The following is a 25,367-nucleotide window of genomic DNA, read 5'->3' as shown; positions in this document are numbered from 1 at the left end:
TCCCGTTACCCCGTCGTGCCCGTCACTCAGGGTTGTCTGCGAGCGATCTCGCCGCCCTGGCGCAGTGGGCGAGCGCGGTGCGGGCGTGCGCGGGCGATGCCCCCGCGAGACCGCACGACGGAGTGATCACGACGGACTCGGCGAGAGTCCCCGGATTCAGCCCCAGCCTGCTCCACAGCTTCCTGACACCCATGACGCTACCGCCCGGGTCTGACAATGGCCCTGAAGCGGCGTCCGTGGAGGGCACCACGCCCAGGAACAGCTGGGTGCCGCTCTCGACGGCCTCCCCGATCGCCTCCTCCTCACGCTCGGTGAGCAGCGAGAAATCGAACGAGATGCCGTCGGCCCCGGCGCGGCGCAGCAGCGCGAAGGGCACCTCGGGGGCGCAGGAGTGGACGAGCGTCGTGCCGTCCTCGCCCGCGGCGGCGAGCACGTCGCGCAGGGTCGCCTCGACGATCTGGCGGTCGACGGCGCGGTAGGTGCGGTAGCCGCTGGCGGAGCGGACCCGGCCGAGCAGGACAGCGGTCAGGGACGGTTCGTCCAGTTGCAGCACGATCTCTGCCCCTGGCATCCGGCGGCGCACCTCGGCAAGGTGCCCGCGCAGCCCCTCGGCCAGGGACCCGGCCAGGTCGCGGCAGGCACCCGGGTCAGCCAGCATGGCCTCACCGCCGCGCAGTTCCAGCGCGGCGGCGAGCGTCCACGGGCCGACGGCCTGGACCTTGAGCGGGCCCTCGTATCCCTGGGTGAACTCCTCCAGGGCGTCCAGGTCCTCCCGCAGCCAGGAGCGGGCGCGGCGGGTGTCGCGGCCGGGCCGGTCGCTGATCCGCCAGCCGCTCGGCTCTACGTGCCCGTACATCTCGACGAGCAGGCCGACGCTGCGGCCGATCATGTCGGCGCCCGGCCCGCGCGCGGGCAGCTCCGCCAGGTACGGCATGCCCTGGCCGTCGGCGAAGGAGCCGGTGACGGTCTTCGCCGCCTCCCTCGCGTCCCCTCCCGGCATGGACCCGATACCGGTCGCCGGACACCCGCTGAACTTGCTCTTCTCGCTCACGCGCGAAGCCTACGGTCCGGGGCGGGAGACCTGCTCCCCGGGACGTCAGCGGCCGGGGCGGACGGTGAGGTCGTTGACCTCGGCGTCGCGCGGCAGGTCGATCGCCATCAGGATGGTGGTGGCCACCGACTCGGGGTCGATCCAGCGGGCGGCTTCGTACTCCTTGCCCTCCTGCTGGTGGACCTTGGCCTGCATGGGGCTGGCGGTACGCCCGGGGTAGACCGAGGTGACGCGGACCCCGTTGCCGTGTTCCTCGTGGCGCAGCGAGTCGGCGAGGGCCTTGAGGCCGTGCTTGCTCGCGGCGTACGCGCCCCACTCGGCGTGGGCGTTGAGCCCGGCGCCGGAGTTCACGAAGAGGACGTGGCCCTGGGCGACGCGCAGCTGTGGGAGCAGGAGGCGGGTGATCTCGGCGGGGGCGATCAGGTTGGCGTTGAGCTGGAAGTGCCAGGCCTTGGGGGTGAGTTCGGCGACGCCGCCCAGCTCGACGACGCCCGCGATGTGCAGCAGGGTGTCGATCCGCTCGGGCATGGTCTGCTGGCCGAACGCCCAGGAGAGCCGGTCGGGGTTGCCGAGGTCGCCGACGAGTGTGCGCGCGCCCGGGTAGCGGTCGGCGAGCTCCTTGGCGCGGCCGGCGTCGCGGGCGAGCAGGACGAGGTCGTCGCCGCGCTCCTGGAGACGGCGGGCGACGGCGGCCCCGATGCCGGAACCGGCGCCGGTGATGAGGTGGGTGGGCATGGGGCGATCCTAAGGGCTGCGATCACCGGGTCCGGCGGACGCCCCTGCTCACTGGTGGCCGGCGGCCTCCTCCAGGTAGGCGAGCGCGCCGACGCCGTCCTTGGCGAAGAAGACCAGGTCGGTGAGGGGTACAGGCAGGAAGCCCTCGTCCTCCATGCGCTGGAACTGCTGGCGCAGCCCGTCGTAGAAGCCCGCCGTGTTCAGCAGGACCACCGGCTTGGTGTGCTTGCCGTGCTTCTTCAGCTCCAGGATCTCGGTGGCCTCGTCCAGCGTCCCGGTCCCGCCGACCATGATGACCACGGCGTCGGCCTTCTCCAGGAGGAGGGCCTTGCGCTCGGCGAGATCGCGGGCGATCACCATCTCGTCGGCGTTGGTCCGGGCCTTCGCGGCGAGGAATTCGACCGACACCCCGACGAGCCGCCCGCCCGCCGCCTGGACGCCGTCCGCGACGACCTTCATCAGGCCGCTCTCCGATCCGCCCCAGACCAGGGTGTGCCCGCCTCTGCCCAGCAACTCGGCGAACTCCCGGGCGGGCACGGTGTAGCGGTCGTCGAGGTCGGCGGCGGAGAGGAAGACGCAGATGTTCATGGGGCAACCGTACGACCCGCCTCGGACAGTCGTGCGACCCGGAGAGGGGCCGGGGATGATTCCGGCCAACGCCGAGGAGCGGGGAAGATTTCGGGCCCGTACGTCGCTGAAACCGGCATGACTGCCACCCGAGGACACCGCATCACCGTCGAGCAGGGCACCGAGCACGTCCGGGCGGTGCACGACGGGCAGGTGCTGGCCGAGAGCCGCCGCCCGCTCGTGCTCCGCGAGACGGGCTGTCCGGTCCGTTACTACCTGCCGCCCGAGGACGTCCGCACCGAGCTGCTGAGCCCGTCGGACGCCAGCACACACTGCCCGTTCAAGGGGGACGCCTCCTACTGGTCACTGCCGGGCGCGGCCGATCTCGTCTGGGCCTACCCGGACCCGAAGCCCGAAGTCGCCGCGATCAGGGGCCACTTCTGCTTCTACGCGACGGAGACCGTGGCCGACTGACCCCGGGCACGGGCTCCTTGAAGTTCTTTCCACCGGAGCGATGAGTTTCGCGGCCCGCCCCGGTCTCCTCTCCCATGGACAGGATTCTCTCCGCCGACGGCACCCCGATCGCCTACCGCCGCCAGGGCGAGGGGCCACCGCTGGTGCTGGTCGGCGGGGCGCTGAGCACTGCGGCGACCGACGCGCCGCTGGCCGCCCTGCTGGCCCCGCGCTTCACGGTGATCACCTACGACCGCCGGGGCCGGGGCGCCAGCGGTGACGCCCGGTCCGGTGCCGCGGGGCGGGAGACCGAGGACCTGGCCGCCGTCGTCGGCGCGGCGGGGCCTGGCGCGGCGGTCTTCGGGATGGCGTCGGGCGGGGCGCTGGCGCTGGAGGCGGCCGCCGCCGGGCTGCCGGTGGAGCTGCTCGCCGTGTACGAGCCGCCCTACACTCCGGGCGCGTCCGGCCTGTTGTTCAAGGCCCGCTGCACGGCCCGGCTGCACCAGCTGCTGGCGGCCGGGGACCGGAGCGGGGCGGTGGAGCTGTTCCTGTCCGCGACGGGCGTCGCCCAGGAGACGGCGGCCCGGATGCGGCACACCCCGCTGTGGGCGGAGCTGGAGGCGATGGCGCACACCCTGGCGTACGACGACGCGCTGCTGGGAAACGGGGCGGTCCCGGCGGAGCGGTTCGCCGCCGTCACCGCCCGGACGCTGGTCATCTGCGGCGGCTTCAGCTCCGCCCCGGCCCGTGCGGTGACCCGGACCCTGGCCGAGGCGCTGCCGCGCGGCAGGCACCGCACGCTGACGGGCCAGATGCGGGATGTGGCCCCGCAGGTCATCGCGCCGGTGCTGGCGGACTTCTTCGCCAAGGACGTGTACGCGCGCCAGGCGTCGTAGAGCGCGCGGACCAGGCGTACGGACCGGGCCGGGTGCCACTCACCAGATGCACCGGCCAGGCGTACGGACCGGTCTCAGGCCCCCGTGGCCACCCGCTCGCGGCGCACCGTCGTCGCGATGGTGGCGGAGCCGACCACGCGCGTGCCGTCGTAGAGGACGACCGCCTGGCCGGGGGCCACGCCCCGGACCGGCTCGGTGAAGGTGACGTGCAGCTCGGCGCCGTCGACCAGCTCGGCCGTGACCTCGCACTCCCCGCCGTGGGCGCGGAGCTGGGCGGTGTACGTGCCGGGGCCGGACGGGGGCGTGCCGCACCAGCGGGGCTTGATCGCGGTCAGGGAGGTCACGTCGAGGGCCTCGACCGGGCCGACGGTGACGGTGTTGTTCACCGGGGAGATGTCGAGGACGTAGCGCGGCTTGCCGTCGGCGGCGGGGTGGCCGATCTTCAGGCCCTTGCGCTGGCCGATGGTGAAGCCGAACGCTCCCTCGTGGGTGCCCAGCTTCGTACCGGACTCGTCCAGGATGTCGCCCTCGGCCGGGCCGCCGAGGCGGTCGGCCAGGAAGCCCTGGGTGTCGCCGTCGGCGATGAAGCAGATGTCGTGGCTGTCGGGCTTCTTGGCGACGGCCAGGCCCCGGCGCTCGGCCTCGGCGCGGATCTCGTCCTTGGTGGTGAGGGTGTCGCCGAGCGGGAACATGGCGTGCGCGAGCTGCTTCTCGTCCAGCACGCCGAGCACGTAGCTCTGGTCCTTGGCCATGTCGGAGGCGCGGTGCAGCTCGCGGCTGCCGTCCTCGGCGAGCACGACCGTGGCGTAGTGGCCGGTGCACACGGCGTCGAAGCCGAGGGCGAGGGCCTTGTCGAGCAGTGCGGCGAACTTGATCTTCTCGTTGCAGCGCAGGCACGGGTTGGGGGTGCGCCCGGCCTCGTACTCCGCGACGAAGTCCTCGACGACGTCCTCGCGGAAGCGTTCCGCCAGGTCCCAGACGTAGAACGGGATACCGATGACGTCGGCCGCGCGGCGGGCGTCCCGGGAGTCCTCGATCGTGCAGCAGCCGCGCGCCCCGGTCCGGAAGGACTGGGGGTTCGCGGACAGGGCGAGATGGACACCGGTCACGTCGTGGCCCGCCTCGACGGCGCGGGCCGCGGCGACGGCCGAGTCGACACCGCCCGACATCGCGGCGAGGACACGCAGGGGGCGCTGGGAAGTCTGAGTCATAGCTCCTCCAGGGTACGGGTCGCCGGGAACCGAACGCTCGCGGATATGCGTTGACGTTCACATGGGGAACAACGGGAGCACCCGGGCCCCGCGAAAGCGCTCACGTACGCCTTCGCGGAAGAAGCCCACGAGCGGCGTCAGCCGGCGCGCACTGCTGATCGGCGGCGGTGCGGCGGCGGCCGCCGGCACCGCCGCCGTGCTCACGCGCGACCGGCTGAAGCGCCTGTGGTGGCAGGTGCCCGGCATCGAGAAGCCCCGGAAGCCGGGTGAGCTGGACTACGCGGCCGCGACCTGGGTGGCCGCGTCCGAGGGGAACTGGCGGCGGGCGGACCGCCCCGACGACTTCCGGATCGACCGTGTGATCATCCATGTCACGCAGGGCAGCTTCGCCAGCGCGGTGAAGGTGTTCCAGGACCCCGCGCACCGGGCCGCGACGCACTACATCGTGGGCCAGGACGGACGGGTGGTGCAGATGATCCGCGAGCTGGACGTGGCGTATCAGGCGGGTGACCGCGCGTACAACGAACGCTCCGTCGGCATCGAGCACGAGGGGTTCGTGGACCGCCCGAAAGACCTCACCAAGGCCATGTACGAGTCGTCGGCCCGGCTCACGGCCTCGGTCTGCGCGCGTTACGACATACCCATCGACCGGGAGCACATCATCGGGCACGTGGAGGTGCCGGGCACCGACCACACCGACCCGGGACCGCACTGGGACTGGGACCGCTACCTGGAGCTGGTGCGCCGGGCCGCGGCAGCACCGCCCTCCCCCACGCCGTCGGCGAAGGCCGCCGGGTGACGGCCCTCAGCTGAGCCCGGCCGTCCGCGCCCGCTCCACCGCCGGGCCGATCGCCTGGGCCAGCGCCTTGACGTCGTCCTCGGTCGAGGTGTGGCCGAGCGAGAAGCGCAGAGTCCCCCGGGCCAGGTCCGGGTCCGTGCCGGTGGCCAGGAGTACGTGGCTGGGCTGGGCGATCCCGGCGGTGCAGGCCGATCCGGTGGAGCACTCGATGCCCTGGGCGTCCAGCAGCAGCAGGAGCGAGTCGCCCTCGCAGCCGGGGAAGCTGAAGTGGGCGTTGGCGGGGAGCCGCCCGGCCGGGTCCGGGTCGCCGCCGAGGACGGCGTCCGGGACGGCGTGGCGCACGGCGGCGACGAGGTCGTCGCGCAGTCCGCCGACGCGCCGGGCGAAGTGTTCGCGTCGCTCGGCGGCCAGCCGTCCGGCCACGGCGAAGGAGGCGACGGCGGGCACGTCCAGGGTGCCCGAGCGCACATGGCGCTCCTGGCCGCCGCCGTGGAGAACGGGTACGGGGGTGTGGTCGCGGCCCAGCAGCAGCGCGCCGATGCCGAACGGGCCGCCGATCTTGTGACCGCTGACCGTCATCGCGGCCAGTCCGGAGCGGGCGAAGTCGACCTCCAGCTGACCGAAGGCCTGGACCGCGTCGGCGTGCATGGGGATGGAGAACTCCGCCGCCACCGCGGCCAGTTCACGTACCGGCATGATCGTGCCGATCTCGTTGTTGGCCCACATCACGGTGATCATCGCGATGTCGTCGGGGTTGCGGAGGATCGCCTCGCGGAGGTCGTCGGGGTGGACCCGGCCGTAGCGGTCGACGGGGAGATGGTCGACGGTCGCGCCCTCGTGCTCGGCGAGCCAGTCGACGGCGTCCAGGACGGCGTGGTGTTCGACGGGACCTGTGAGGACCCGGGTGCGGCGGGGGTCGGCGTCGCGGCGGGACCAGTAGAGGCCCTTGACGGCGAGGTTGTCGGCCTCCGTGCCGCCGGAGGTGAGGACCACCTCGCTGGGGCGTGCGCCGAGGGCGTCGGCGAGGGCTTCTCTGGACTCCTCGACGGTACGGCGGGCCCGGCGTCCGGCGGCGTGCAGCGAGGACGCGTTACCGGTGACGGACAGCTGGGCGGTCATCGCCTCGATCGCTTCGGGAAGCATCGGCGTGGTCGCGGCGTGGTCGAGGTAAGCCATGGTGGGGCTGATTCTACGAGCCCGGGGTGGGGCGCACGGCGGGCGCGTCACGGCCCGGGGCCCGCGCGCGCCGGCACGGGCCCCGTCTCAGCCGCGCCCCAGCCGATTCGGCCACCCCAGCTGCCCCAGCCGCTTCAACCGCCAAGGCTCCAGGCGGCCGTTCCGTTGGCGGTGATCAGGACGGCGAGCACCACGAGGTCGGCGACGCCCAGGGCGAGACCGAGGAAGGCTCGGCCCCGTCGGCGGGTGCGGCGGGCCAGGGCGAGGAGCGCCATCACGATCGCGGTGGGCCCGAGCAGGAGGTTGAAGACCAGCAGGCCGACAAGGCCGAGCACGAACGAGGCGACGGCCAGCCCGTCCGCCTCCCGGCCCACGGCAGGCGAGGCACCCGCTTTCGCACCCTTCGCTCCCTTCGCGTCCGTCGCGTGCTCAGCCGCGTCCGGCACGCGGGCCGGGGTCGAGCCGAGCGGCGCGGCTTCGGTGTCGGCGGCGGTGACGCGGCGGGTGGAGTCCGTGAGGGTCGAGGTCATGGTGCGAGCTCCTTCGGATCGGACGGGACACGGCAGGCTCGGCGGGTGCGGGTGCGGGTACAGGTGCGGGCGGGGAGCGAGGCCTCAGCCGGTGCGTCGCGCGAGGCGCTCCCGCACGGCGAAGACCAGCAGCCAGCAGCCGATCGCCGTGGCGGCGGCCAGCGACAGCGGAAGCGGGAGATGGGCGACTGCCCCGAGGACGACCCCCAGCAGAAGCAGCGCGACGACGAGGAAAAGCACGGCGGAACCTCTCTATGCGACGGCTCTGTACGACGACAAAGGCCATTCGGAGTACGAGTGTTCACTGACCCACGAGTCTAAACCCCTCACCTCTTCCTCGACTCGGAGAACAACTGTTTACTGAATGGCATGAGTCACACCGCCGGAATCCGCCAGACCCAGAAACTCAGAACGCGCCAGGCCCTCCTGGACGCGGCGCTCGTGCTGCTGGAGCACCAGAGCCTGAGCAGCCTGGGGCTGAGGGAGGTCACCCGGGCCGCCGGGGTCACCCCGACGGCCTTCTACCGGCACTTCGAGGACACCGCCGCGCTCGGCGTCGCCCTGGTCGAGGAGACCCTGGGCAGCCTGCACGGGCTGATCGGCGCGGTCCTCGCGGAGACGGGCGACAGCGAGGAGCGGCTGGACCGCAGCGTGGAGGTGATCGCACGCCACGTCGGCGCGCAGCCCGCCCACTTCCGCTTCATCGCCCGCGAGCAGCACGGCGGCGTGGGCCCGGTCCGCGCGGCCATCGCCGCCCAGCTGCTGCGGTTCGCGGAGGAGGTGGCATGGGCGCTCGGCCAGGAGCCGGAGGCGGCCGGGTGGAGCGAGGAGGACCTGCTGATGCTGGGCGGCCTCTATGTGGACCACATGGTGATCACCGCGTCGGCCCTGCTGGAAGCCGGACCGGCGCGCGAGCGGGAGGTCATACGGGTGGCCCGGCGGCGGCTGCGGCTGGTCACGATCGGCCGCGCGCACTGGCTCGACGAGGGGTGGACGAACGGCGTCGGCCGCGCTTGACCCTCCCGTAACAGGAGGCCCCACGGTTTGATCTTCGGGTCCGGCCGGCAGCCCGGCTGGGCCGAGGAGCGCTGGGGCCACACGGACCAGTGGGCGCTGTACGCGGAGCGGGCGGCCGGGTTGCCCCCCGAGGGCCGCCGGGCCGGTCCGGACTATGCCGTGCGCGGGGCCTTGGCGAGCTGACGGGACTGGGCGACGAGCCGGTCCGCGCTGTCCCAGACCTCCGCGTCCTCCTCCAGGAAGCCGCCCGCGAGGTTGCGCGTGGCGATGGAGACGCGCAGCGGGCCCGGGGCCGGGCGGCAGCGGACGTGGGTGGTCAGCTCGACGGTGGGCGTCCAGCCGCTCAGGCCCAGCTCGAACGAGGTCGGAGGCAGGGCGTCCACGGTGAGCAGGAGCGAGAGCGGGTCCGGGTCGCGGCCGTCGGCCAGGCCGAACCAGCCGCGCATCTCGCCCTTGCCGGACGGGGCGCCGACCGCCCAGCCGACGGTGGCCGGGTCGAGCTTGATGTCGAGGCGCTCGGTGATGGCGGAGCTGCCGGGAATCCGGGGCGCCCCGTCGCTCGGGCCGAGGCAGTGGTCCCGGTCGGGCATGGCGGGCGGGAGCGCCGTCGTACGGACGTCGCCGGAGAGCGTGTCGAGGTCGCCGTAGGTGGCCAGGACCCGGATGCGCTCGATCTCGCTGCCGTCCTCGGCGTACTGGAAGAGGGAGGCCTGTCCGGTGGAGAGGGTGCGGCCGGTACGGACGGTCTGGGTCCGGATGACGGCGGGGCCGGGGACGGAGGCGGTGAGGTAGTGCGCGGAGACCGAGAACGGGTCGGGGTGCGGCAGGGCCTGGCCGAGGGCGCGGCCGAGCAGGGCCAGCAGATAGCCGCCGTTGACGGCCTGGATGATGGTCCAGCCCGCGGAGAGCTCGGCGTCGTAGACACCCTCCTCGCGCAGGGTGACCGCGGTGTCCCGGTCGAACTCGCTGTCGCCGATGGTTGCCCGGGCGGTCTGCGCCGCCTCTGTCGCTGCCTGTGCCATGGCATGCACGGTACAGGGATGCATTACTGAGCGGTAGCTTTTTGGGGCGCCGATCACAGCCCTCAGGCCTCCTCCGCCCGTGCGGAGGAGCGGTTGTACGCACGCGGCGCCCGCCAGTGGAAGCGCAGCGCCAGCAGTCGCAGAACGAACGCGGCGATCACGGCCATGCCGCTGGTGAAGGCGTTGAGGGTGTCGAAGCGGATGCACAGGACGACCATGGTCGCGCCGACGATCGCGGGCACCGCGTACAGGTCGCGGTCCCAGCGCAGCAGCGAGGGCACCTCGTTGGCCAGCACATCGCGCAGCACACCGCCGCCGACCGCGGTGGCCAGGCCCAGCGCGGCCGACGCGGTGAGCCCGAGGCCGTACTCGTACGCCTTGACCGTGCCGGTCACGCAGAACAGGCCGAGCCCGGCCGCGTCGAAGACCATGACGCCGACCTGGATGCGCTCCACGTGCGGATGGAGGAAGAAGACCAGGCCCGCGGCGAACAGCGGGGTGATGAAGTAGCCGAGGTCGGTGAAGGCGGCGGGCGGGATCGCGCCGATCATCACGTCACGGAACAGCCCTCCGCCCAGCGCTGTCACCTCGGCGAGGACCGCGATGCCGAAGACATCGAAGTTCTTGCGTACGGCGAGCAGGGCGCCCGAGATCGCGAAGACGAAGATCCCGGCGATGTCGAGCGTATGCAGGACGGAGGGCGTGAACAGTTCGGTGAGCACCGGACAATTGTGCCGGTCCTAGGAGGTGGGGCTGCCCTCCGCCCGTTCGGCCCCTCCCGCGTCGGACTGGGCCGGCACGGGCGCGGGCTTCTCGGCGGAGCCCGCGGGGACATCCCCCTCCGAGACCCCCGCCGCCACCGCTTCCCCGGCGGTGACCGCATCGGTCCCGGTCGCCGGATTCCGCTTCACCGTTCCGGCCTCGATCTCGGCCGTGAAGTGACAGGCCACCTTGTGCCCGTCGCCGGTGTCCAGCAGCGGCGGGCGCTCCGTGGCGCACTTGGTCTCCTGCACCCACGGGCAGCGGGTGTGGAAGCGGCAGCCGGCCGGCGGGTTCGCCGGGGAGGGCAGGTCCCCGAGGAGAAGGATGCGCTCGCGGCGGTCCTCGACCTCGGGGTCGGGCACCGGGACGGCCGACATCAGCGCCTTGGTGTACGGGTGCCGGGGCTTCGCGTACAGGGCGTCGCTCGGGGCCTCCTCGACGAGCCCGCCGAGGTACATCACCCCGATGACGTCCGAGATGTGCCGGACCACGGCGAGGTCGTGCGCGATGACCAGGTAGGTCAGGCCGAGGGACTCCTGGAGCTCCTCCAGCAGGTTGATCACCTGTGCCTGCACCGACACGTCCAGCGCGGACACCGGTTCGTCGCAGATGATCACGTCCGGCTCCAGCACCAGGGCGCGGGCGATGCCGATGCGCTGGCGCTGGCCGCCGGAGAACTCGTGCGGGTAGCGGGACATCGCGTTGGCCGGCAGGCCGACCTTGGCGAGGATGTCCTTGATCTTCTCCCGGCGCTCGGCCTGGTCCTTGCCGATGCCGTGGGCGGCCATGCCCTCGGCCAGGATCGACTCGATGTTCTGCCGGGGGTTGAGGCTGCCCAGCGGGTCCTGGAAGACCATCTGGAGGCGGCGGCGGAAGGCGCGCATCTCCTCGGACGGCAGCTTCGCCAGGTCGGTGCCGTCGAAGACGACCCCGCCCTCGGTGATGTCGTTCAGCCGCAGCACCGCCCGGCCGAGCGTCGTCTTGCCGCAGCCGGACTCGCCGACCAGCCCGTAGGTCTGACCGGCCTCGACGCTCAGCGAGACGCCGTCGACCGCGTAGACGTGGCCCACCGTACGGTCGAAGAAGAGGCCCTTCTTGACCGGGAAGTGGACTTTGACGCCGTCCAGTTCGAGAAGGCTCATGCCGGGACCTCCGCCTTGGGCAGGACCGGGTTGACGCAGCGCACCTGGTGTCCGGCCGTGCGTGGTTCGGTCAGTTCGGGGGTGCCGGTCAGGCACTCCATCGTGTAGTGGTCGCACCGGGGTGCGAACGCGCAGCCGTCGGCCCAGGCGATCTTGTCGTTGATGGACCCGCGGATCGGGTGCAGCGGCTCGCCGCGCGGCGCGTCCAGGCGCGGGATGGAGCCGAGCAGCCCGTGCGCGTACGGGTGGGTGGGGTGGGCGAACAGTTCGCGACGGGCCGCCGATTCCACCGCCCGTCCGGCGTAGAGGACGTTGACCTCGTCGCAGAGCCCGGCGACGACACCCAGGTCGTGGGTGATCATCAGGAGGGCGGTGCCCTCCTGGTCGACCAGCTCCTTCAGAAGCTCCAGGATCTGCGCCTGGATGGTGACGTCCAGGGCGGTCGTCGGCTCGTCGGCGATCAGCAGGCGGGGCGCGCAGGCCACCGCCATGGCGATCAGCGCGCGCTGGCGCATACCGCCGGAGAGCTGGTGCGGGTACTCCTTGAGCCGCCGCGCCGGGTCCGGGATACCGACCCGGTCGAGCAGGGACGCGGCTTCCTTCCGGGCCTTCTCACCCTTCAGCCCGCGGTGGCGCTGGAGGATCTCGGTGACCTGGATGCCGATGGGGACGACCGGGTTCAGCGAGGACAACGGGTCCTGGAAGATCATCGCGAGCTGGCTGCCGCGCAGGTCGCGCAGGTTCCGCTCGCTCATGGTCAGCAGGTTCCGGCCGTCGAACTCGGCACGGCCGCCGACCCGTACGCCCTTGCGGGGCAGCAGCCCCATCAGGGCGAGCGAGGTGACGGACTTGCCGCAGCCCGACTCGCCGACCAGGCCCACGACCTGGCCCTGGTCGACCTCGAAGGAGACGCCGTCCACGGCCGTGGCGTCCTTGCGGCCACGGGCGGTGAAGGTAACGCTGAGTTCCTCAACGGAGAGCAGTGACATGGGACTTCAGCCTCGCAACTTCGGGTCGAGGGCTTCGCGCAGTGCCTCGCCGAGCAGGGTGAAGCCGAGAGCGGTGATGATGATCCCGATGGCCGGGTAGGCCGCCATCATCGGGTCGTTGTCGAAGAAGCGCTGCGCCTGGGCGAGCATCACGCCCCACTCGGGAACGGCCGGGTCGGGGTTGCCGAGGCCCAGGTAGGACAGGGCCGCGGCCTCGATGATCGCCGTGGCGAGGCTCAGGGTGGCCTGGACGATCACCGGGCTCAGCGAGTTCGGCAGGATCTGGGTGAGCACGATCCGCTTGCGCCGGATGCCGACCGCCTTCGCGGCGAGCACGTAGTCCGCGCCGCCCTGCACCAGCATCGAACCGCGCAGCAGGCGGGCGAAGATGGGGATCTGGACGACACCGACGGCGATCATCACGGTGGTCAGCGACTGGCCGAGGACCGCGGCGATGGAGACCGCCAGCAGCAGGGACGGCAGCGACAGCATGATGTCGGTGAAGCGCATGACCACGGTGTCGACGCGCTGGCCGACCTTGCCGCCGAGGGTGGCGGCGGCCCCGGAGAGCACACCGACCAGAGCGCCGACGACCAGGCCGATGAGCATGGAGACCACACCGACGAGCAGCGTCTGCCGGGCCCCGACGAGCCAGCGGGAGAACATGTCGCGGCCCAGGTGGTCCAGGCCGAACCAGTTCTCGCCGCGCATGCCGATGAACTTGCCCTGGTTCGGGAAGACCTCGCTGCGCCAGTTCTGCGCGGTGGGCCCGTGCGGGGCCAGCAACGGTCCGACGACGGCGACGAGGACGAACACGCCGATGATCGCCGCGCCGATGATCGCCATCTTGCTGGAGCGCATCCGGCGGAACGCCTCGCGCCACAGGCTGGTTCCGGTGACCGTCTCCGAGCTCTGGGTCAGCTCCGCGAGGCGGTCGATCTTGTCTGCTTTGTTGGTCAGGATCGTCACGTCAGTGCACCCGCACTCTCGGGTCGATGATGCTGTACGCGAGGTCGACCAGAAGGTTGATGAACACGTACACCATCGCGATGAAGAGAATGAACCCGACGAGGACCGGGTAGTCACGGCCGTCGATCGCGGTACGGATGAAGGAGCCGAGGCCGCCGAAGTCGAAGACGGACTCGGTGAGCACCGCGCCGGAGAGCAGGCTGCCGGTCAGCAGGCCGACCGCGGTGATCACCGGCAGCAGCGCGTTGCGGAGCACATGGCGGCCGCGCACGGTCCCCTTGTCCAGGCCCTTGGACTCGGCGGTGCGGATGTAGTCCTCGCCGAGCACCTCCAGGACGCTGGCGCGGGTCATCCGGACGATGACGGCGAGCGGGATGGAGGCCAGGGCGACGGCGGGCAGGACCAGGTGCATGATCGCGTCCCAGCTCGCGTCGAACTCACCAGTCAACAGACCGTCCAGGACGGCGAATCCGGTCACGTCGGTGGCGTTGATTCCGGCGTCGAGCCGGCCCTGGCTCGGGAACCAGCCCAGGTTCACGGAGAAGATCCCGCGCAGCAGCACGGCCAGGAAGAAGACCGGGATGCAGATGCCGAGCAGTGATCCGGAGACGGAGGCCACGTCCAGCCAGCCCCCGCGGTGCTTGGCCGCGAGGTAGCCCATCGGAATGCCCACGACGACGGCGATCAGGATCGCCGCGAGGCTCAGCTCCACGGTGGCGGGGAAGGCGCGGGTGAATTCGTCCCACACCGGCTGCCCGGTCTGGGTGGAGGTTCCGAGGTCGAGCTCGAAGATGCGCTTGAGGAAGCGCCAGTACTGGACGTGCACCGGCTCGTCGAGCCCGAGTGCGCGGTTGATTCTCGCCACTTCGGCTTCGGTGGCCCGCTCGCCCAGGATCGCTGTGGCGGGCCCGCCGGGCAGTCGGTTCAGCCAGAGGAACAGCAGAACCGACAGGCCGAGCAGGGTGGGAATGAGCTGGAGAAGTCTTCTTACGACGAGTCGCAGCACCCCGCATGCCCCTTTCTCACGTGCGTCGATGCGGGTCCGCCCGGCCACCTGACTGCTGTGGCCGGGCGGACCCGCTGGTGTGCGATTACTTGAAGGAGACCTCGGCGAAGTTCTCCTGCGTCAGCGGGGAGACCTTCGGCGGGTTGACGTTCTTGGCGAACGCGATGGCCGGCGGCGACGAGGAGATCGGCACGCCCGGGACGTACTCCATGATCACCTCGTTGGCCTTCTTGTAGGCCTCCGTGCGCTCGGTGGAGTCGGTGGCCCTGGAAGCGGCGTTCACGGCGTCGAAGACCTTCTGGTCCTTGAAGCCCCACTGCTTGTCGGGCCCGGCGAACCAGGTGCCGATGAAGTTGAAGCCGTCGTTGAAGTCACCGGTCCAGCCGAGCAGGTGCAGGGCGCAGGAGCCGGCCTCGGTGGCGTCCAGGTAGTCCGGGGCCCACTTCATGGCCTTCGGCTTGACCGTGATGCCGGCCTTCTCCAGGTCGGCCTTCATCAGCTCGAACAGGTCCTGCGGGGCAGGCATGTACGGGCGGGTGACCTCGGTCGGGTAGCAGAAGTCGATGCTCAGCTTCTCCTCACCGGCCTGCTTGAGGAGGTCCTTCGCCCTGGCGGTGTCGAACGGGTACGTCTTCACCTTGTCCGAGTAGCCGGCGACCGTGTCGGGCATGAACTGGGTGCCGACCTTGCCGCCCTCGGGCAGCTGGGTGTTGACGAGGTTCTCGCGGTCGATGGCGTGCGTGATCGCCTGACGGACCTCGGGCTTCTTCAGCGCCGGGTTCGCGCCCTGGCTCATGCCGACGTAGAAGATGTTGAAGACGTCACGGGTCGGGACCTCGTAACCCTGCTTCTCCAGCGTCGTCACATCGGCCGGGGCGACCAGGTCGTAGCCGTCGATGTCACCGGCCTGGAGGGCCTGGCGGCGGGTCTCCTCTGTGGAGATGGTGCGGAAGACCAGGTTCTTCACCTTGGCCTTGTCGCCCCAGTAGCCGTCGAAGCGCTCAAGGGAGACTTCCTTGTTGCCCTTGTTCCACTTGACGATCTTGTACGGGCCGGTACCGGCGACCGTGCCGGCCTCCTGGCTGTACTTGGGGTACGTGATCGCGTCGCCCTTGGCGGTCGCGTCCTGCTTCGCGTACTCCTTGAGCGCCTTCGGCGAGTGGATCGCGAGCGCCTGGAGGGAGAATCCGCCCGGCAGGTTCGCCGAGGGCTCGTTCACCTCGATGACGGCCGTGTTCTCGTCCTTGGCGGTGCAGGACTTGTAGTTCGGCTTGGGCGTCTCGGGGTCCTCGTTCTTCGCGAACCCGCCCATGATGCTCTGCCAGTAGTAGGAGACCGCGCTGGACTGGTACGTGCCCTTCCAGTTGAACCAGTAGTCGTAGTTCGCGCAGACCGCGGCGGCGTTGAACGCCTCGCCGTCGTGGAACTTCACGTTCTCGCGCAGGTTGAACGTCCAGACCTTGCCGGCCGGGTCGCTCTCCCAGTTCTCGGCGAGACCGCCGACGAGCTTGCTGCCGCCGGGCTCGTGCTCCAGCAGCGCCTCGAAGGCCTGGCGGGTGACTCGGAACGTTTCGCCGTCGCTCGCGAGGGCGGGGTCGAGGGAACCGGGGTCACCGGATCCGGCGAAGACGAAGGTGTCCTTGTCTCCCCCCTTGGATTCGCCCCCGTCCCGCTCGCTGGAACAGCCCGTGGCGATCAGACCGACAGCGACCGCTGTCGTGATCGCCCGGGCAGTCCGGGACTTGAATATGCGCATGGGTCCACCCCTGGTTCGCCATGTGGTGAGGTTTGATGGCCGCACACTACAGACGGGGTACACCGCAAGAGAACAGTCCGGATAGCGGTGAGACCTAGTCGAGACCCGGACAGTTAACAAACCGTCCAGTTACGGGACATCCTCCCGCCCGGAGTTAACAAGCCGGACATCTGGGGAAGTTCACCCCGGCGGCCTGGACCTCGCACGCCTCCGGCGCAGCTCAGCGGTGCTGGGGCGGATATCCGTAACCGGGGGCGGCGACGGGCGGGGAGCCCGCGGGGGCGTGCGCCTCACGGTCGTAGAAGGGGCGCGCGTTGGCGTGCAGCCACATCGCCACGGGGTCGTACTCGTCGGACATGGCGACGGTGGAGACCGGCAGCCCGTCGGGGACCGCGCCGACCGACTCCCGCATCATCGCGCGCACCGCCTCGACGGAGGCGCGGCCGGTGTCGTAGAGGTCGAGGCCGATGGCGAGATACGGGACGCCGACCGCGGGGTGGACCCAGGCGCGGCGCAGGGAGCGGACCGCGGCGGTGCGGTGGGCGTTCTGCGTGAGCAGGGCGTAGAACTGCGGGAGCTCGATGGCGGGCTCGGTCAGCCGGAGCGGCCCGGCGGGCAGCCGGTCGAGGCCGGTGGCGATCCGGCGCAGGTCGAGCCAGGGGACGCCGACGCCGCCGCCGGGAGCGTGCGGGTTGAGCCAGATGCCCCAGCGGTCCGGGAACAGGGCGCGGGCGATCTCGCGTCCGGTGACGAGCTCGTGGGCCCGGTTCCAGCCGCTGGCGGAGAGCTCCTGGGCGGAGGTGACGCACGGGGCGTAACCCAGGCCGTCGATCTCCATGTTGCCGTACTGGGCGTCGGGTGAACCGGCTGTGCCGTGCCAGAGCAGCATCCAGATCCGGCCGTCGGCGAGGGCGGCGAGCAGCGCCTCGTAGCTGTCGTACCGCCCGGGGGTCACCTGGCGCAGCATGTGCTCGACCTGCCCTGCCGCCGCAGTGCCCGACGCACTCACCCTGGGTCCCGCCCCTCGTCGTTCCATCGGATTCACGCCGCTCCGGGCCCACGGGAGCGGCTTCGCCATCAAACCAGCTTATGCGCCGCTTCAGACACCGGCTTGACGCCACGGTCCGGCATCGTCGGCACGCGGGCGCCTTCGCTCGCGGTCAGTGGCCCTCGCGCCGGTAGAACGGGCGCACCTTCTCGCGCATCCAGTCGCCGACGAGGTCCTGGGCCACGTCCAGCAGGACCAGGTTCACCGGCCAGGGCACCTCCACGCGGCCGAGCGCGCGGCCGAGGGCGTCCATGGGAGCGCTCTGGCCCGCCCCGTCCCAGGTGGCGAACTCGACGCCGACGAAGAGGACGGGGTCGCCGCCCTCGATGCTGGCGAGCGCGCGGCGGGCGGTGCTCACCACACCCGAGGCCTCGAACTCCTCGGAGACGGCGGTGAGGAAGTCGACCGGGTCGTGCTGCCAGTCCGGCTCGTACAGCCGGACCCGGCCGCCGGTGGCGGGTCCGTCCAGGGCGGTGCGTCCGGCCCGGCACAGTTCGGCGACGGCGGGCGGCGGCAGCGGTATGCCGACGGCGCCGCCCGGGTTCACGGCGATGCCGACCTGCGGGGGCAGGCCCCGGGCGAAGTCACGGGCGGGCGCCACGGCGAAGGACATATGGCTGCCGACGCAGCTCAGGAACTGGCCCTCGGAGCTGAAGACGGGGACGAAGGCGGCCCCGTCGATCTCCATCATCGGCAGGTCGAGGTCGGCGCTGGCGGGGGTGCCGCCGTTGGGCAACGGCACCCACACGGAGCTGCGGCCGAGCACCTCGACGAGGCGGCCGCCCGCGTCATCGACGCCGAGCGAGGCGGTCAGCACCTCTTCGAGCTCGTTGGCGGGCCACCCCTGCTGGGGGTGTGCCGGGACGGGTGCCGGAATGTCCACTGCCTCTGTGCCTCTCTCAGCCGTCTCGGCCCGGGTCGCGGCCGTCGCTCCCCGGCCGCTGCCGTGAAGCTCTCCGGCCAGCACCCTAACCGGATCGGGCGGGCGGGGCCTCGGCCTGCGTGAAGGTGATCCGGTCGAGCGCGCCCGCGGCCTCGCGGTCCAGCAGTACCGCCGAGGTGCACCCCGCGGGCAGCAGCCCCTGTTCGACGTCGGCGAGCAGCCGGGCCACCGCGTGCCGGTGGCGGGCGAAGGCGTAACCGGAGACTCCGCGGCCGCGTTCGCGCTGCCCCTGCCGGGCCACCTCGGGGGTCACGTCGAGCAGGATGAGATGGAGGGTGCGGCCTCGGCCGGCGGCGTGCCGGGCGAGCCAGCGGCGCACCCAGGCCTGGGTGCCGCAGTCGTGCACGACGACGGACGCGCCGGCGCGCAGGGCCTTGCGGAGTCCGAGGTAGTGGGTGGCGCGCACCAGAGGGCGGTACAGGGCGTAGGGGAGTAAGCGTGGAAGGGCGGCGGCCCAGCTGTCCCGGGTGTTCTGGGAGTCGACGGCGTCCCCCTGCACGGTCCGCCGGATGAGAGTCGACTTTCCGCTGCCGGGGAGGCCCGAGACGACCACGATGTCCCCGGCGGTGAAATCGAGGCTGTCGGGGGAGTCTCCGGAGCGACCGCGCAGATCGCGTACCACCGGCGCGCGGTCGTTCAGCAGCTCCTGCGCCGGTGCGCCGGGCTGTGCGGGCATCGCGTCGTGCGCCACTCCCGCGGTCGGTGCCGACCACTGCAACGTCATCGCCCATCCCCCTGCTGTCGGGCCACCCCCGCCTGCACCTGAAGTGTAAAGAATCGGCAAGGCGGCACAACCGTCGCCGCGGTTCGCACATCGCCACGGACCGGCCTCCCCACTCCGCCGCGATGCGTGCGATGATGACCCCGCCAACTGCATACCGGCCGTTCGAATCCGCGCGGGAGAGTTCCGGCCACAGTGTGAGCCGGGCGCCGAAGGAGCAAGATCCTCCCTTGAATCTCTCAGGCCCCGTACCGCGTGGATGAGGCAGATCTGAAAAGCGGGCCGCTTCGGCGGCTCCACCCAAGGTGCAAGCCGAGGCCCCTGACCGGGCGCCCTCTTCCGGGGCATACCCCCTGCGGGGCTATCGGCGAACCTCTCAGGTTCCGATGACAGATGGGGAGGATTCCGTCCTGACGTCGTCATGCCCTGGAGCCACTGCCCATGAGCACTGCCCCCCGTCTCACCGCCCTCGACGCCCTGCACCGCTCACTCGGCGCCACCATGACCGACTTCGCGGGCTGGGACATGCCTTTGCGGTACGCCAGTGAGCGCGACGAGCACAACGCCGTACGGACCCGGGCCGGGCTCTTCGACCTGTCGCACATGGGCGAGATCACCGTCACCGGCCCGGAGGCCGCGGCCTTCCTGAGCTACGCGCTGGTGGGCAACATCGCCACCGTGGGCAACGGCCGGGCCCGCTACACGATGATCGTCCAGGAGGACGGCGGGATCGTCGACGACCTGATCGTCTACCGGCTGGGCGAGACCGAGTACATGGTGGTCGCCAACGCGGGCAACGCCCAGATCGTGCTGGACGCGCTGACCGCCCGCGCCGAGGGCTTCGACGCCGAGGTGCGCGACGACCGGGACGCGTACGCGCTGCTCGCGGTCCAGGGCCCCGAGTCCCCCGCGATCATGAAGTCGGTCACCGACGCCGACCTGGACGGGCTGAAGTACTACGCGGGCCTGCCGGGCACGGTCGCCGGGGTCCCGGCGCTCATCGCCCGTACCGGCTACACCGGCGAGGACGGCTTTGAACTCTTCGTCGCGCCCGAGCACGCCGAGCGGCTGTGGCGGGCGCTGACGGACGCCGGCGAGGCGCACGGCCTGATCCCGTGCGGGCTCTCCTGCCGTGACACGCTGCGCCTGGAGGCGGGCATGCCGCTGTACGGGCACGAGCTGACGACCGCGCTGACCCCGTTCGACGCAGGCCTTGGCCGGGTCGTGAAGTTCGAGAAGGAGGGCGACTTCGTCGGGCGCGAGGCCCTGGCCGCCGCCGCCGAGCGCGCCGAGACCGCCCCGCCGCGCAAGCTGGTCGGGCTGATCGCCGAGGGCCGCCGGGTACCCCGCGCGGGCTTCTCGGTCGTCGCCGACGGCAAGGTGATCGGCGAGGTCACCTCCGGCGCCCCCTCCCCCACCCTGGGCAAGCCGATCGCCATGGCGTACGTGGACGCGGCCTTCGCCGCCCCGGGCACCGAGGGCGTGGGCGTGGACATCCGGGGCACGCACGAGCCGTACGAGGTCGTCGCGCTGCCGTTCTACAAGCGCCAGAAGTGATATCCCGGAAGAAACCGGGCTTCCCCACCCGCGCTCGGACGTCACGGAAGTGACGTACCTCCGTCTCACACCGTAAGACCACCGTTCATCAGCACTCCCCCGCGTACAGGAGAATTCAGGTCATGAGCAACCCCCAGCAGCTGCGGTACAGCAAGGAGCACGAGTGGCTGTCGGCCGTCGAGGACGGCGTGGCCACGATCGGCATCACGGAGTACGCGGCCAACGCGCTCGGTGACGTCGTCTACGCCCAGCTCCCGGAGGTCGGTGACACGGTGACCGCGGGCGAGACCTGCGGCGAGCTGGAGTCGACCAAGTCCGTCAGCGACCTGTACTCGCCGGTGACCGGTGAGGTGACGGCGTTCAACCAGGACGTCGTGGACGACCCCTCGCTGGTGAACTCCGCTCCCTTCGAGGGCGGCTGGCTGTTCAAGGTGCGCGTCACGGAGGAGCCGGCCGACCTGCTCTCCGCCGACGAGTACACCGCGTTCTCCGGCAACTGAGACCCAAGGGACCCCCTGATGTCGCTTCTGAACTCCTCCCTCCACGAGCTGGACCCGGACGTCGCCGCCGCCGTCGACGCCGAGCTCCACCGTCAGCAGTCCACCCTCGAAATGATCGCCTCGGAGAACTTCGCCCCGGTCGCGGTCATGGAGGCGCAGGGCTCCGTCCTCACCAACAAGTACGCCGAGGGCTACCCGGGCCGCCGCTACTACGGCGGCTGTGAGCACGTCGACGTCGTCGAGCAGATCGCGATCGACCGGATCAAGGCCCTGTTCGGCGCCGAGGCCGCGAACGTCCAGCCGCACTCCGGCGCGCAGGCGAACGCCGCCGCGATGTTCGCGCTGCTCAAGCCGGGCGACACGATCATGGGCCTGAACCTGGCCCACGGCGGTCACCTGACCCACGGCATGAAGATCAACTTCTCCGGCAAGCTCTACAACGTGGTCCCGTACCACGTCGACGAGAGCGGGACCGTGGACATGGAGGAGGTCGAGCGCCTCGCCAAGGAGTCCCAGCCGAAGCTGATCGTCGCCGGCTGGTCCGCCTACCCGCGCCAGCTGGACTTCGCCGCCTTCCGCCGTATCGCGGACGAGGTCGGCGCGTACCTGATGGTCGACATGGCGCACTTCGCGGGCCTGGTCGCGGCCGGGCTGCACCCCAACCCGGTGCCGCACGCCCATGTCGTCACCACCACCACGCACAAGACCCTCGGCGGTCCGCGCGGCGGCGTGATCCTCTCCACCCAGGAGCTCGCCAAGAAGATCAACTCCGCGGTCTTCCCCGGTCAGCAGGGCGGCCCGCTGGAGCACGTGATCGCGGCCAAGGCGGTCTCGTTCAAGGTCGCGGCGGGCGAGGAGTTCAAGGAGCGCCAGCAGCGCACCCTGGACGGCGCCCGCATCCTGGCCGAGCGCCTGGTGCAGCCGGACGTCACCGAGGTCGGCGTCTCCGTCCTCTCCGGCGGCACCGACGTGCACCTGGTCCTGGTCGACCTGCGCAACTCCGAGCTGGACGGCCAGCAGGCCGAGGACCGGCTCCACGAGCTGGGCATCACGGTCAACCGCAACGCCATCCCGAACGACCCGCGTCCCCCGATGGTCACCTCGGGCCTGCGGATCGGCACCCCGGCGCTGGCCACCCGCGGCTTCGGCGCCGAGGAGTTCACCGAGGTCGCCGAGATCATCGCGTCCGCCCTCAAGCCGTCCTACGACGCGGACGACCTGAAGGCCCGCGTGGTCGCGCTGGCCGAGAAGTTCCCGCTGTACCCCGGCCTGAAGTAGCACCTGGCCTGCGGTACCGCACATGCGGGCGGGGCACCGCGCACACTGGAGAGAGTGAGCGCGGTGCCCCGCCCCTTGTCCCCCCCGCATCCTTCTTGACCCGCTCTCGCCCCGCTTGTCCCCCGCACCACCCGGCAGACAACGGCGTCTACCAACCCCCAAGGAGTCCTCCCGTGGCCATCTCGGTCTTCGACCTGTTCTCGGTCGGTATCGGCCCGTCCAGCTCCCACACGGTGGGCCCGATGCGCGCCGCCCGGATGTTCGCGCGCCGCCTGAAGAACGAAGGCCTGCTCGCGCACACCGCCTCGATACGGGCCGAGCTCTACGGCTCCCTCGGCGCGACCGGCCACGGCCACGGCACGCCCAAGGCGGTCCTGCTCGGCCTGGAGGGCGAGTCGCCCCAGACCGTCGACGTGGAGAACGCCGACACCCGGGTCGAGGAGATCCGCGGCAACGGCCGGATCAACCTGCTGGGCATGCACGAGATCCCGTTCGACTTCGACGCGGACCTGGTACTGCACCGCCGCAAGGCGCTCCCGTACCACGCCAACGGCATGACGATCTTCGCGTACGACACCGACGGCGCCCCGGTCCTGGAGAAGACGTACTACTCGGTCGGCGGCGGCTTCATCGTGGACGAGGACGCGGTGGCGGGCGAGAACCCGATCGTCCCGGACGACACGGTTCTGCGGCACCCCTTCCGCACCGGCGACGAGCTGCTGCGGCTCGCCCGGGAGACCGGCCTCTCCATCTCCTCGATGATGCTGGAGAACGAGCTGGCCTGGCGCACCGAGGCGGAGATCCGCTCCGGCCTGCTGGACATCTGGCGCGTCATGCAGGCCTGCGTCTCGCGCGGCATGTCCCGCGAGGGCATCCTGCCCGGCGGTCTGAAGGTCCGCCGCCGCGCCGCGAACTCGGCCCGCCAGCTGCGCGCCGAGGGCGACCCGCAGGCCCACGCGATGGAGTGGATCACCCTCTACGCGATGGCCGTCAACGAGGAGAACGCGGCGGGCGGCCGTGTCGTCACCGCCCCCACGAACGGCGCCGCGGGCATCATCCCCGCCGTCCTGCACTACTACATGAACTTCGCGTCCCACGGCTGCACCGAGGCGGAGAAGGAGGACAGCGTCGTCCGCTTCCTCCTCGCCGCCGGGGCGATCGGCCTGCTGTTCAAGGAGAACGCCTCGATCTCCGGCGCCGAGGTCGGCTGCCAGGGCGAGGTCGGCTCGGCCTGCTCGATGGCGGCCGGTGCCCTGGCGGAGGTCCTGGGCGGCTCCCCCGAGCAGGTGGAGAACGCCGCCGAGATCGGCATGGAGCACAACCTCGGCCTGACCTGCGACCCGGTCGGCGGCCTCGTCCAGATCCCGTGCATCGAGCGCAACGGCATGGCGGCGGTGAAGGCGGTGACCGCCGCGAAGATGGCGCTGCGGGGCGACGGCAGCCACAAGGTATCCCTGGACAAGGTCATCAAGACGATGAAGGAGACCGGGGCCGATATGAGCGTGAAGTACAAGGAGACCGCGCGCGGCGGCCTCGCGGTGAACATCATCGAGTGCTGAGGCCATAGGCCCTGACCAGCGCGTTTTCATCTTTCGGCGCTGTCAGGGCCCGTGGCTGGCGACCCGCCCGCCGCCCGCGCCCACCCCGTAGGCTCCGTCGAAGCAGGACGGCTTACGCCTCCTCGCCCTCTTCGTCGTCGCCTTCGAAGAAGTCGCCGATCTCGTCGACGGCTTCGGCGGCGACCATCCCGCCGACCACGCCGACGGCCAGGCCCGCCGCACCGGCAGCGACGACGGTGCCCATGCCGGGACCGGACCGTTCGCCGCCGTGGTGCCCGTCGTGTCCGTGGTGGCTGTGCTCGTCTTTGTGAACGTGGTGGTCGTACAGGTCGCCGTGCCCGTACGGATGGTGGGAAACTCGGACGGAGTGGGCATCGGCCAGCTGGCTGGCCCAGGAGCCGACCGTCGCGTTCCAGTCGCAGCGATCCGTGTCATCGTGACTGACGCGGTGCCGGCCCAGGGCGTCGTGGCCGTCGGAGAACAGGCCGCCTCGTTTGTCGGCCTCCAGGATGACCTCCATACCCGCGGGGTCGGCCAGGAAGGTCACCTCGATTTCCGTGATCCGGTCGGCGTACTGCGGGGGCGGGGTGAGCTCGATCTCCTGGTAGAACGGCAACTGCTGACCAGTGCCGTGGATCCGGCCGTACTCCAGGTCCGCGGACTTGAAGCCGAGGCCGAGCTGCCCGAAGGCCTCCAGGATCGCCTCCTGCACCGGCAGGGGGCGGACCGCGAGGGGGTCGAGGTCGCCCTGGTCCTTGGCACCGGCCACCGCGAGCTCGGTGCGCACTCCCAGGACGATGCCGAGCGGCTGGCCGTGAAGCTCGGTGACGGGGGTTTCCCAGGGCAGCGTGATCGCGAACGGCACCGTGCGGTGCTCGCCCTCGGCCAGGCGGAAGCCACCGCCGACGACGAATCGCTCGAAGACCACCATGCCCTCCTGCTCGCCGTCGTCGTGCTCGGCCTCCGCACGGGCGAGAAGCTCAAGCGTGATGTGCTCGATGTCGAAGTCGGCCCGACCTCCGCTGAGGTGAACCTCCCCGGTCAAGCCCCCACCGGGCAGCGCGGCCCCGGGGGCGAGGACCGTGTCCACGGACGGGCCGCCGACCCCCATGGAGCCGAGCAGTCGCTTGAACACCATCGTGGCGTTCTCCTTCGTCTTGCGTGTGTGGTTCGTACGGGGGTGGTGCCGCGGGGAAGGCCCGGTCCGCGGCACCACTTGTTCCGACAGCGGGGAGGGCTACTTGGCCTCGTCCAGCGCGGCCAGGGCCTGCGCCCAGCCGACGTACTTCAACTTGGCAAGGTCGGCGACGGTCTTGATGCCGAACGCTTCCTTGAGCAGGTCGCCCTGCCGGTCCGAGACTCCCTTGAGAGCGGACACCGGCGCCGCCAGCACCTCGGGCAGGCTCTTGTCCGCCCACGCCTTGTCCAGCACCTTGTCCAGATCGATCGAAGCCATGCTCGTTCCCCTCCTCATGGCGCGCCCCACGGAGCACGCGAATCCACGCCCCGGAGTTGCGGACCTCCGCCCCGCCGGCGCGCAATCTACAAACATGTAGAGCATAGAAGGAAGACGGCCGTGGAGTGCTTGAATCGGAACCTCCGTATGGCGGACGCGGCTACGGCACGAGCAGGTGGCCCTGGGGGCCGGAGCAGTCCTGGCTCCCATGCGCAGTGGTCGTC

At 71.2% G+C, this 25,367-nt stretch carries 28 protein-coding genes and 1 riboswitch; of the genes, 9 read left to right on the top strand and 19 right to left on the bottom strand.

What is annotated here, in order from left to right; translation table 11 throughout:
• Positions 1-22 precede the first annotated feature (22 nt).
• The 3 genes from RI138_RS24625 to RI138_RS24615 are packed head-to-tail and all read right to left on the bottom strand — an operon-like array spanning position 23 to position 2,374.
• Positions 23-1,051: a methionine synthase gene (locus RI138_RS24625; RefSeq protein ID WP_311121656.1), complete on the bottom strand. Its 1,029-nt coding sequence runs from the start codon at positions 1,049-1,051 to the stop codon at positions 23-25.
• A 45-nt stretch (positions 1,052-1,096) separates the two neighbouring features.
• Positions 1,097-1,786, bottom strand: a complete 690-nt coding sequence (locus RI138_RS24620; protein WP_311121655.1) for an SDR family oxidoreductase — start codon at positions 1,784-1,786, stop codon at positions 1,097-1,099.
• A gap of 48 nt (positions 1,787-1,834) precedes the next feature.
• The gene (locus tag RI138_RS24615) at positions 1,835-2,374 is read right to left on the bottom strand and encodes an LOG family protein (RefSeq protein WP_311121654.1); all 540 of its coding nucleotides are present in this window, start codon (positions 2,372-2,374) and stop codon (positions 1,835-1,837) included.
• 117 nt (positions 2,375-2,491) lie between these two features.
• On the opposite strand from RI138_RS24615, the gene RI138_RS24610 reads away from it, so the two are divergent.
• The gene (locus RI138_RS24610; RefSeq protein ID WP_311121653.1) at positions 2,492-2,827 is read left to right on the top strand and encodes a DUF427 domain-containing protein; all 336 of its coding nucleotides are present in this window, start codon (positions 2,492-2,494) and stop codon (positions 2,825-2,827) included.
• Between the two features lie 74 nt (positions 2,828-2,901).
• Positions 2,902-3,702 carry an alpha/beta fold hydrolase gene (locus RI138_RS24605; RefSeq protein ID WP_311121652.1) on the top strand — a complete coding sequence of 267 codons (801 nt, stop codon included), beginning with the start codon at positions 2,902-2,904 and terminating at the stop codon, positions 3,700-3,702.
• A 74-nt stretch (positions 3,703-3,776) separates the two neighbouring features.
• Here the strand turns inward: RI138_RS24605 and mnmA are convergent, their stop codons facing one another.
• Complete coding sequence (mnmA, locus tag RI138_RS24600; RefSeq protein ID WP_311121651.1) at positions 3,777-4,913, bottom strand: tRNA 2-thiouridine(34) synthase MnmA; 1,137 nt, start codon at positions 4,911-4,913, stop codon at positions 3,777-3,779.
• Between the two features lie 61 nt (positions 4,914-4,974).
• On the opposite strand from mnmA, the gene RI138_RS24595 reads away from it, so the two are divergent.
• Entirely contained in the window at positions 4,975-5,712 is a 738-nt protein-coding gene (locus RI138_RS24595; protein WP_311121650.1) for an N-acetylmuramoyl-L-alanine amidase, read from the top strand.
• Between the two features lie 6 nt (positions 5,713-5,718).
• Here RI138_RS24595 and RI138_RS24590 read toward each other — a convergent pair whose 3' ends face one another.
• The 3 genes from RI138_RS24590 to RI138_RS24580 all read right to left on the bottom strand — a co-directional run bounded on the left by RI138_RS24590 (position 5,719) and on the right by RI138_RS24580 (position 7,658).
• Entirely contained in the window at positions 5,719-6,888 is a 1,170-nt protein-coding gene (locus RI138_RS24590; RefSeq protein WP_311121649.1) for a cysteine desulfurase family protein, read from the bottom strand.
• 134 nt (positions 6,889-7,022) lie between these two features.
• Entirely contained in the window at positions 7,023-7,418 is a 396-nt protein-coding gene (locus RI138_RS24585; protein WP_311121648.1) for a hypothetical protein, read from the bottom strand.
• Between the two features lie 84 nt (positions 7,419-7,502).
• Positions 7,503-7,658 carry a hypothetical protein gene (locus tag RI138_RS24580; protein ID WP_311121647.1) on the bottom strand — a complete coding sequence of 52 codons (156 nt, stop codon included), beginning with the start codon at positions 7,656-7,658 and terminating at the stop codon, positions 7,503-7,505.
• A gap of 129 nt (positions 7,659-7,787) precedes the next feature.
• Between RI138_RS24580 and RI138_RS24575 the strand changes: the two genes are divergently transcribed.
• Together RI138_RS24575 and RI138_RS24570 are read left to right on the top strand one after the other, a co-directional pair.
• On the top strand, positions 7,788-8,435 hold the full coding sequence (locus RI138_RS24575; RefSeq protein WP_311121646.1) for a TetR family transcriptional regulator: 648 nt from the start codon (positions 7,788-7,790) through the stop codon (positions 8,433-8,435).
• Between the two features lie 27 nt (positions 8,436-8,462).
• Entirely contained in the window at positions 8,463-8,618 is a 156-nt protein-coding gene (locus RI138_RS24570; RefSeq protein ID WP_311121645.1) for a hypothetical protein, read from the top strand.
• Here RI138_RS24570 and RI138_RS24565 read toward each other — a convergent pair.
• The 10 genes from RI138_RS24565 to RI138_RS24520 all read right to left on the bottom strand — a co-directional run bounded on the left by RI138_RS24565 (position 8,588) and on the right by RI138_RS24520 (position 18,796).
• Complete coding sequence (locus tag RI138_RS24565) at positions 8,588-9,457, bottom strand: thioesterase family protein (RefSeq protein ID WP_311121644.1); 870 nt, start codon at positions 9,455-9,457, stop codon at positions 8,588-8,590. The genes RI138_RS24570 and RI138_RS24565 overlap by 31 nt on opposite strands.
• 62 nt (positions 9,458-9,519) lie before the next feature.
• Positions 9,520-10,179, bottom strand: coding sequence for a trimeric intracellular cation channel family protein (locus tag RI138_RS24560; RefSeq protein ID WP_311121643.1), 660 nt, complete (start codon positions 10,177-10,179; stop codon positions 9,520-9,522).
• An 18-nt stretch (positions 10,180-10,197) separates the two neighbouring features.
• A complete protein-coding gene (locus RI138_RS24555; RefSeq protein ID WP_311121642.1) occupies positions 10,198-11,361 on the bottom strand; it encodes an ABC transporter ATP-binding protein in 1,164 nt (387 codons plus the stop codon).
• Positions 11,358-12,350 (bottom strand): ABC transporter ATP-binding protein, encoded by a 993-nt coding sequence (locus RI138_RS24550; RefSeq protein WP_311121641.1) that lies wholly within the window; start codon positions 12,348-12,350, stop codon positions 11,358-11,360. The genes RI138_RS24555 and RI138_RS24550 overlap by 4 nt, the downstream gene beginning before the upstream one ends.
• Positions 12,351-12,356: 6 nt before the next feature.
• Positions 12,357-13,319, bottom strand: a complete 963-nt coding sequence (locus RI138_RS24545; protein WP_311121640.1) for an ABC transporter permease — start codon at positions 13,317-13,319, stop codon at positions 12,357-12,359.
• 1 nt (position 13,320) lies between these two features.
• Complete coding sequence (locus tag RI138_RS24540) at positions 13,321-14,325, bottom strand: ABC transporter permease (RefSeq protein WP_096626657.1); 1,005 nt, start codon at positions 14,323-14,325, stop codon at positions 13,321-13,323.
• An 85-nt stretch (positions 14,326-14,410) separates the two neighbouring features.
• Positions 14,411-16,081, bottom strand: a complete 1,671-nt coding sequence (locus tag RI138_RS24535; protein ID WP_311121639.1) for an ABC transporter substrate-binding protein — start codon at positions 16,079-16,081, stop codon at positions 14,411-14,413.
• A gap of 220 nt (positions 16,082-16,301) precedes the next feature.
• Entirely contained in the window at positions 16,302-17,048 is a 747-nt protein-coding gene (locus RI138_RS24530) for an enhanced serine sensitivity protein SseB C-terminal domain-containing protein (protein WP_096626655.1), read from the bottom strand.
• 193 nt (positions 17,049-17,241) lie between these two features.
• Positions 17,242-18,012, bottom strand: a complete 771-nt coding sequence (locus RI138_RS24525; protein ID WP_096626654.1) for an enhanced serine sensitivity protein SseB — start codon at positions 18,010-18,012, stop codon at positions 17,242-17,244.
• A gap of 85 nt (positions 18,013-18,097) precedes the next feature.
• A complete protein-coding gene (locus tag RI138_RS24520; RefSeq protein WP_096626653.1) occupies positions 18,098-18,796 on the bottom strand; it encodes an AAA family ATPase in 699 nt (232 codons plus the stop codon).
• Positions 18,797-18,959: 163 nt separating this feature from the next.
• A riboswitch (glycine riboswitch) is annotated at positions 18,960-19,057 on the top strand.
• Positions 19,058-19,234: 177 nt separating this feature from the next.
• On the opposite strand from RI138_RS24520, the gene gcvT reads away from it, so the two are divergent.
• The 4 genes from gcvT (at position 19,235) to RI138_RS24500 (ending at position 23,687) form a co-directional block, all read left to right on the top strand.
• Positions 19,235-20,350, top strand: a complete 1,116-nt coding sequence (gene gcvT / locus RI138_RS24515) for a glycine cleavage system aminomethyltransferase GcvT (RefSeq protein ID WP_311121638.1) — start codon at positions 19,235-19,237, stop codon at positions 20,348-20,350.
• Between the two features lie 122 nt (positions 20,351-20,472).
• Positions 20,473-20,850, top strand: coding sequence for a glycine cleavage system protein GcvH (gcvH, locus tag RI138_RS24510; protein WP_018492303.1), 378 nt, complete (start codon positions 20,473-20,475; stop codon positions 20,848-20,850).
• A gap of 18 nt (positions 20,851-20,868) precedes the next feature.
• Positions 20,869-22,128, top strand: a complete 1,260-nt coding sequence (gene glyA / locus RI138_RS24505) for a serine hydroxymethyltransferase (protein ID WP_096626651.1) — start codon at positions 20,869-20,871, stop codon at positions 22,126-22,128.
• Positions 22,129-22,301: 173 nt separating this feature from the next.
• On the top strand, positions 22,302-23,687 hold the full coding sequence (locus tag RI138_RS24500) for an L-serine ammonia-lyase (protein WP_311121637.1): 1,386 nt from the start codon (positions 22,302-22,304) through the stop codon (positions 23,685-23,687).
• Between the two features lie 112 nt (positions 23,688-23,799).
• On the opposite strand, the gene RI138_RS24495 is transcribed toward RI138_RS24500, so the two are convergent.
• Positions 23,800-24,825 (bottom strand): sporulation protein, encoded by a 1,026-nt coding sequence (locus tag RI138_RS24495; RefSeq protein ID WP_311121636.1) that lies wholly within the window; start codon positions 24,823-24,825, stop codon positions 23,800-23,802.
• A 99-nt stretch (positions 24,826-24,924) separates the two neighbouring features.
• The gene (locus RI138_RS24490; protein WP_311121635.1) at positions 24,925-25,143 is read right to left on the bottom strand and encodes a hypothetical protein; all 219 of its coding nucleotides are present in this window, start codon (positions 25,141-25,143) and stop codon (positions 24,925-24,927) included.
• Positions 25,144-25,367: the final 224 nt, after the last annotated feature.

The sequence above is a fragment of the Streptomyces durocortorensis genome (assembly GCF_031760065.1).
GTDB lineage: Bacteria > Actinomycetota > Actinomycetes > Streptomycetales > Streptomycetaceae > Streptomyces.
The sequence above is the reverse complement of the archived record's forward strand: the minus strand, read 5'-3'. Positions and strand labels throughout refer to the sequence as shown.

Excerpts from the sequence above, each read along its gene's own strand:
- RI138_RS24530 (WP_096626655.1), bottom strand. The coding sequence starts at position 17,048 with ATGCTGCGCCAGGTGACCCCCGGGCGGTACGACAGCTACGAGGCGCTG.
- RI138_RS24520 (WP_096626653.1), bottom strand. The coding sequence starts at position 18,796 with ATGACGTTGCAGTGGTCGGCACCGACCGCGGGAGTGGCGCACGACGCG.
- RI138_RS24550 (WP_311121641.1), bottom strand. The coding sequence starts at position 12,350 with ATGTCACTGCTCTCCGTTGAGGAACTCAGCGTTACCTTCACCGCCCGT.
- gcvH (WP_018492303.1), top strand. The coding sequence starts at position 20,473 with ATGAGCAACCCCCAGCAGCTGCGGTACAGCAAGGAGCACGAGTGGCTG.
- RI138_RS24605 (WP_311121652.1), top strand. The coding sequence starts at position 2,902 with ATGGACAGGATTCTCTCCGCCGACGGCACCCCGATCGCCTACCGCCGC.
- RI138_RS24615 (WP_311121654.1), bottom strand. The coding sequence starts at position 2,374 with ATGAACATCTGCGTCTTCCTCTCCGCCGCCGACCTCGACGACCGCTAC.
- RI138_RS24495 (WP_311121636.1), bottom strand. The coding sequence starts at position 24,825 with ATGGTGTTCAAGCGACTGCTCGGCTCCATGGGGGTCGGCGGCCCGTCC.
- mnmA (WP_311121651.1), bottom strand. The coding sequence starts at position 4,913 with ATGACTCAGACTTCCCAGCGCCCCCTGCGTGTCCTCGCCGCGATGTCG.
- RI138_RS24620 (WP_311121655.1), bottom strand. The coding sequence starts at position 1,786 with ATGCCCACCCACCTCATCACCGGCGCCGGTTCCGGCATCGGGGCCGCC.
- RI138_RS24590 (WP_311121649.1), bottom strand. The coding sequence starts at position 6,888 with ATGGCTTACCTCGACCACGCCGCGACCACGCCGATGCTTCCCGAAGCG.
- gcvT (WP_311121638.1), top strand. The coding sequence starts at position 19,235 with ATGAGCACTGCCCCCCGTCTCACCGCCCTCGACGCCCTGCACCGCTCA.
- RI138_RS24575 (WP_311121646.1), top strand. The coding sequence starts at position 7,788 with ATGAGTCACACCGCCGGAATCCGCCAGACCCAGAAACTCAGAACGCGC.
- glyA (WP_096626651.1), top strand. The coding sequence starts at position 20,869 with ATGTCGCTTCTGAACTCCTCCCTCCACGAGCTGGACCCGGACGTCGCC.
- RI138_RS24565 (WP_311121644.1), bottom strand. The coding sequence starts at position 9,457 with ATGGCACAGGCAGCGACAGAGGCGGCGCAGACCGCCCGGGCAACCATC.
- RI138_RS24490 (WP_311121635.1), bottom strand. The coding sequence starts at position 25,143 with ATGGCTTCGATCGATCTGGACAAGGTGCTGGACAAGGCGTGGGCGGAC.
- RI138_RS24535 (WP_311121639.1), bottom strand. The coding sequence starts at position 16,081 with ATGCGCATATTCAAGTCCCGGACTGCCCGGGCGATCACGACAGCGGTC.
- RI138_RS24595 (WP_311121650.1), top strand. The coding sequence starts at position 4,975 with ATGGGGAACAACGGGAGCACCCGGGCCCCGCGAAAGCGCTCACGTACG.
- RI138_RS24555 (WP_311121642.1), bottom strand. The coding sequence starts at position 11,361 with ATGAGCCTTCTCGAACTGGACGGCGTCAAAGTCCACTTCCCGGTCAAG.
- RI138_RS24585 (WP_311121648.1), bottom strand. The coding sequence starts at position 7,418 with ATGACCTCGACCCTCACGGACTCCACCCGCCGCGTCACCGCCGCCGAC.
- RI138_RS24610 (WP_311121653.1), top strand. The coding sequence starts at position 2,492 with ATGACTGCCACCCGAGGACACCGCATCACCGTCGAGCAGGGCACCGAG.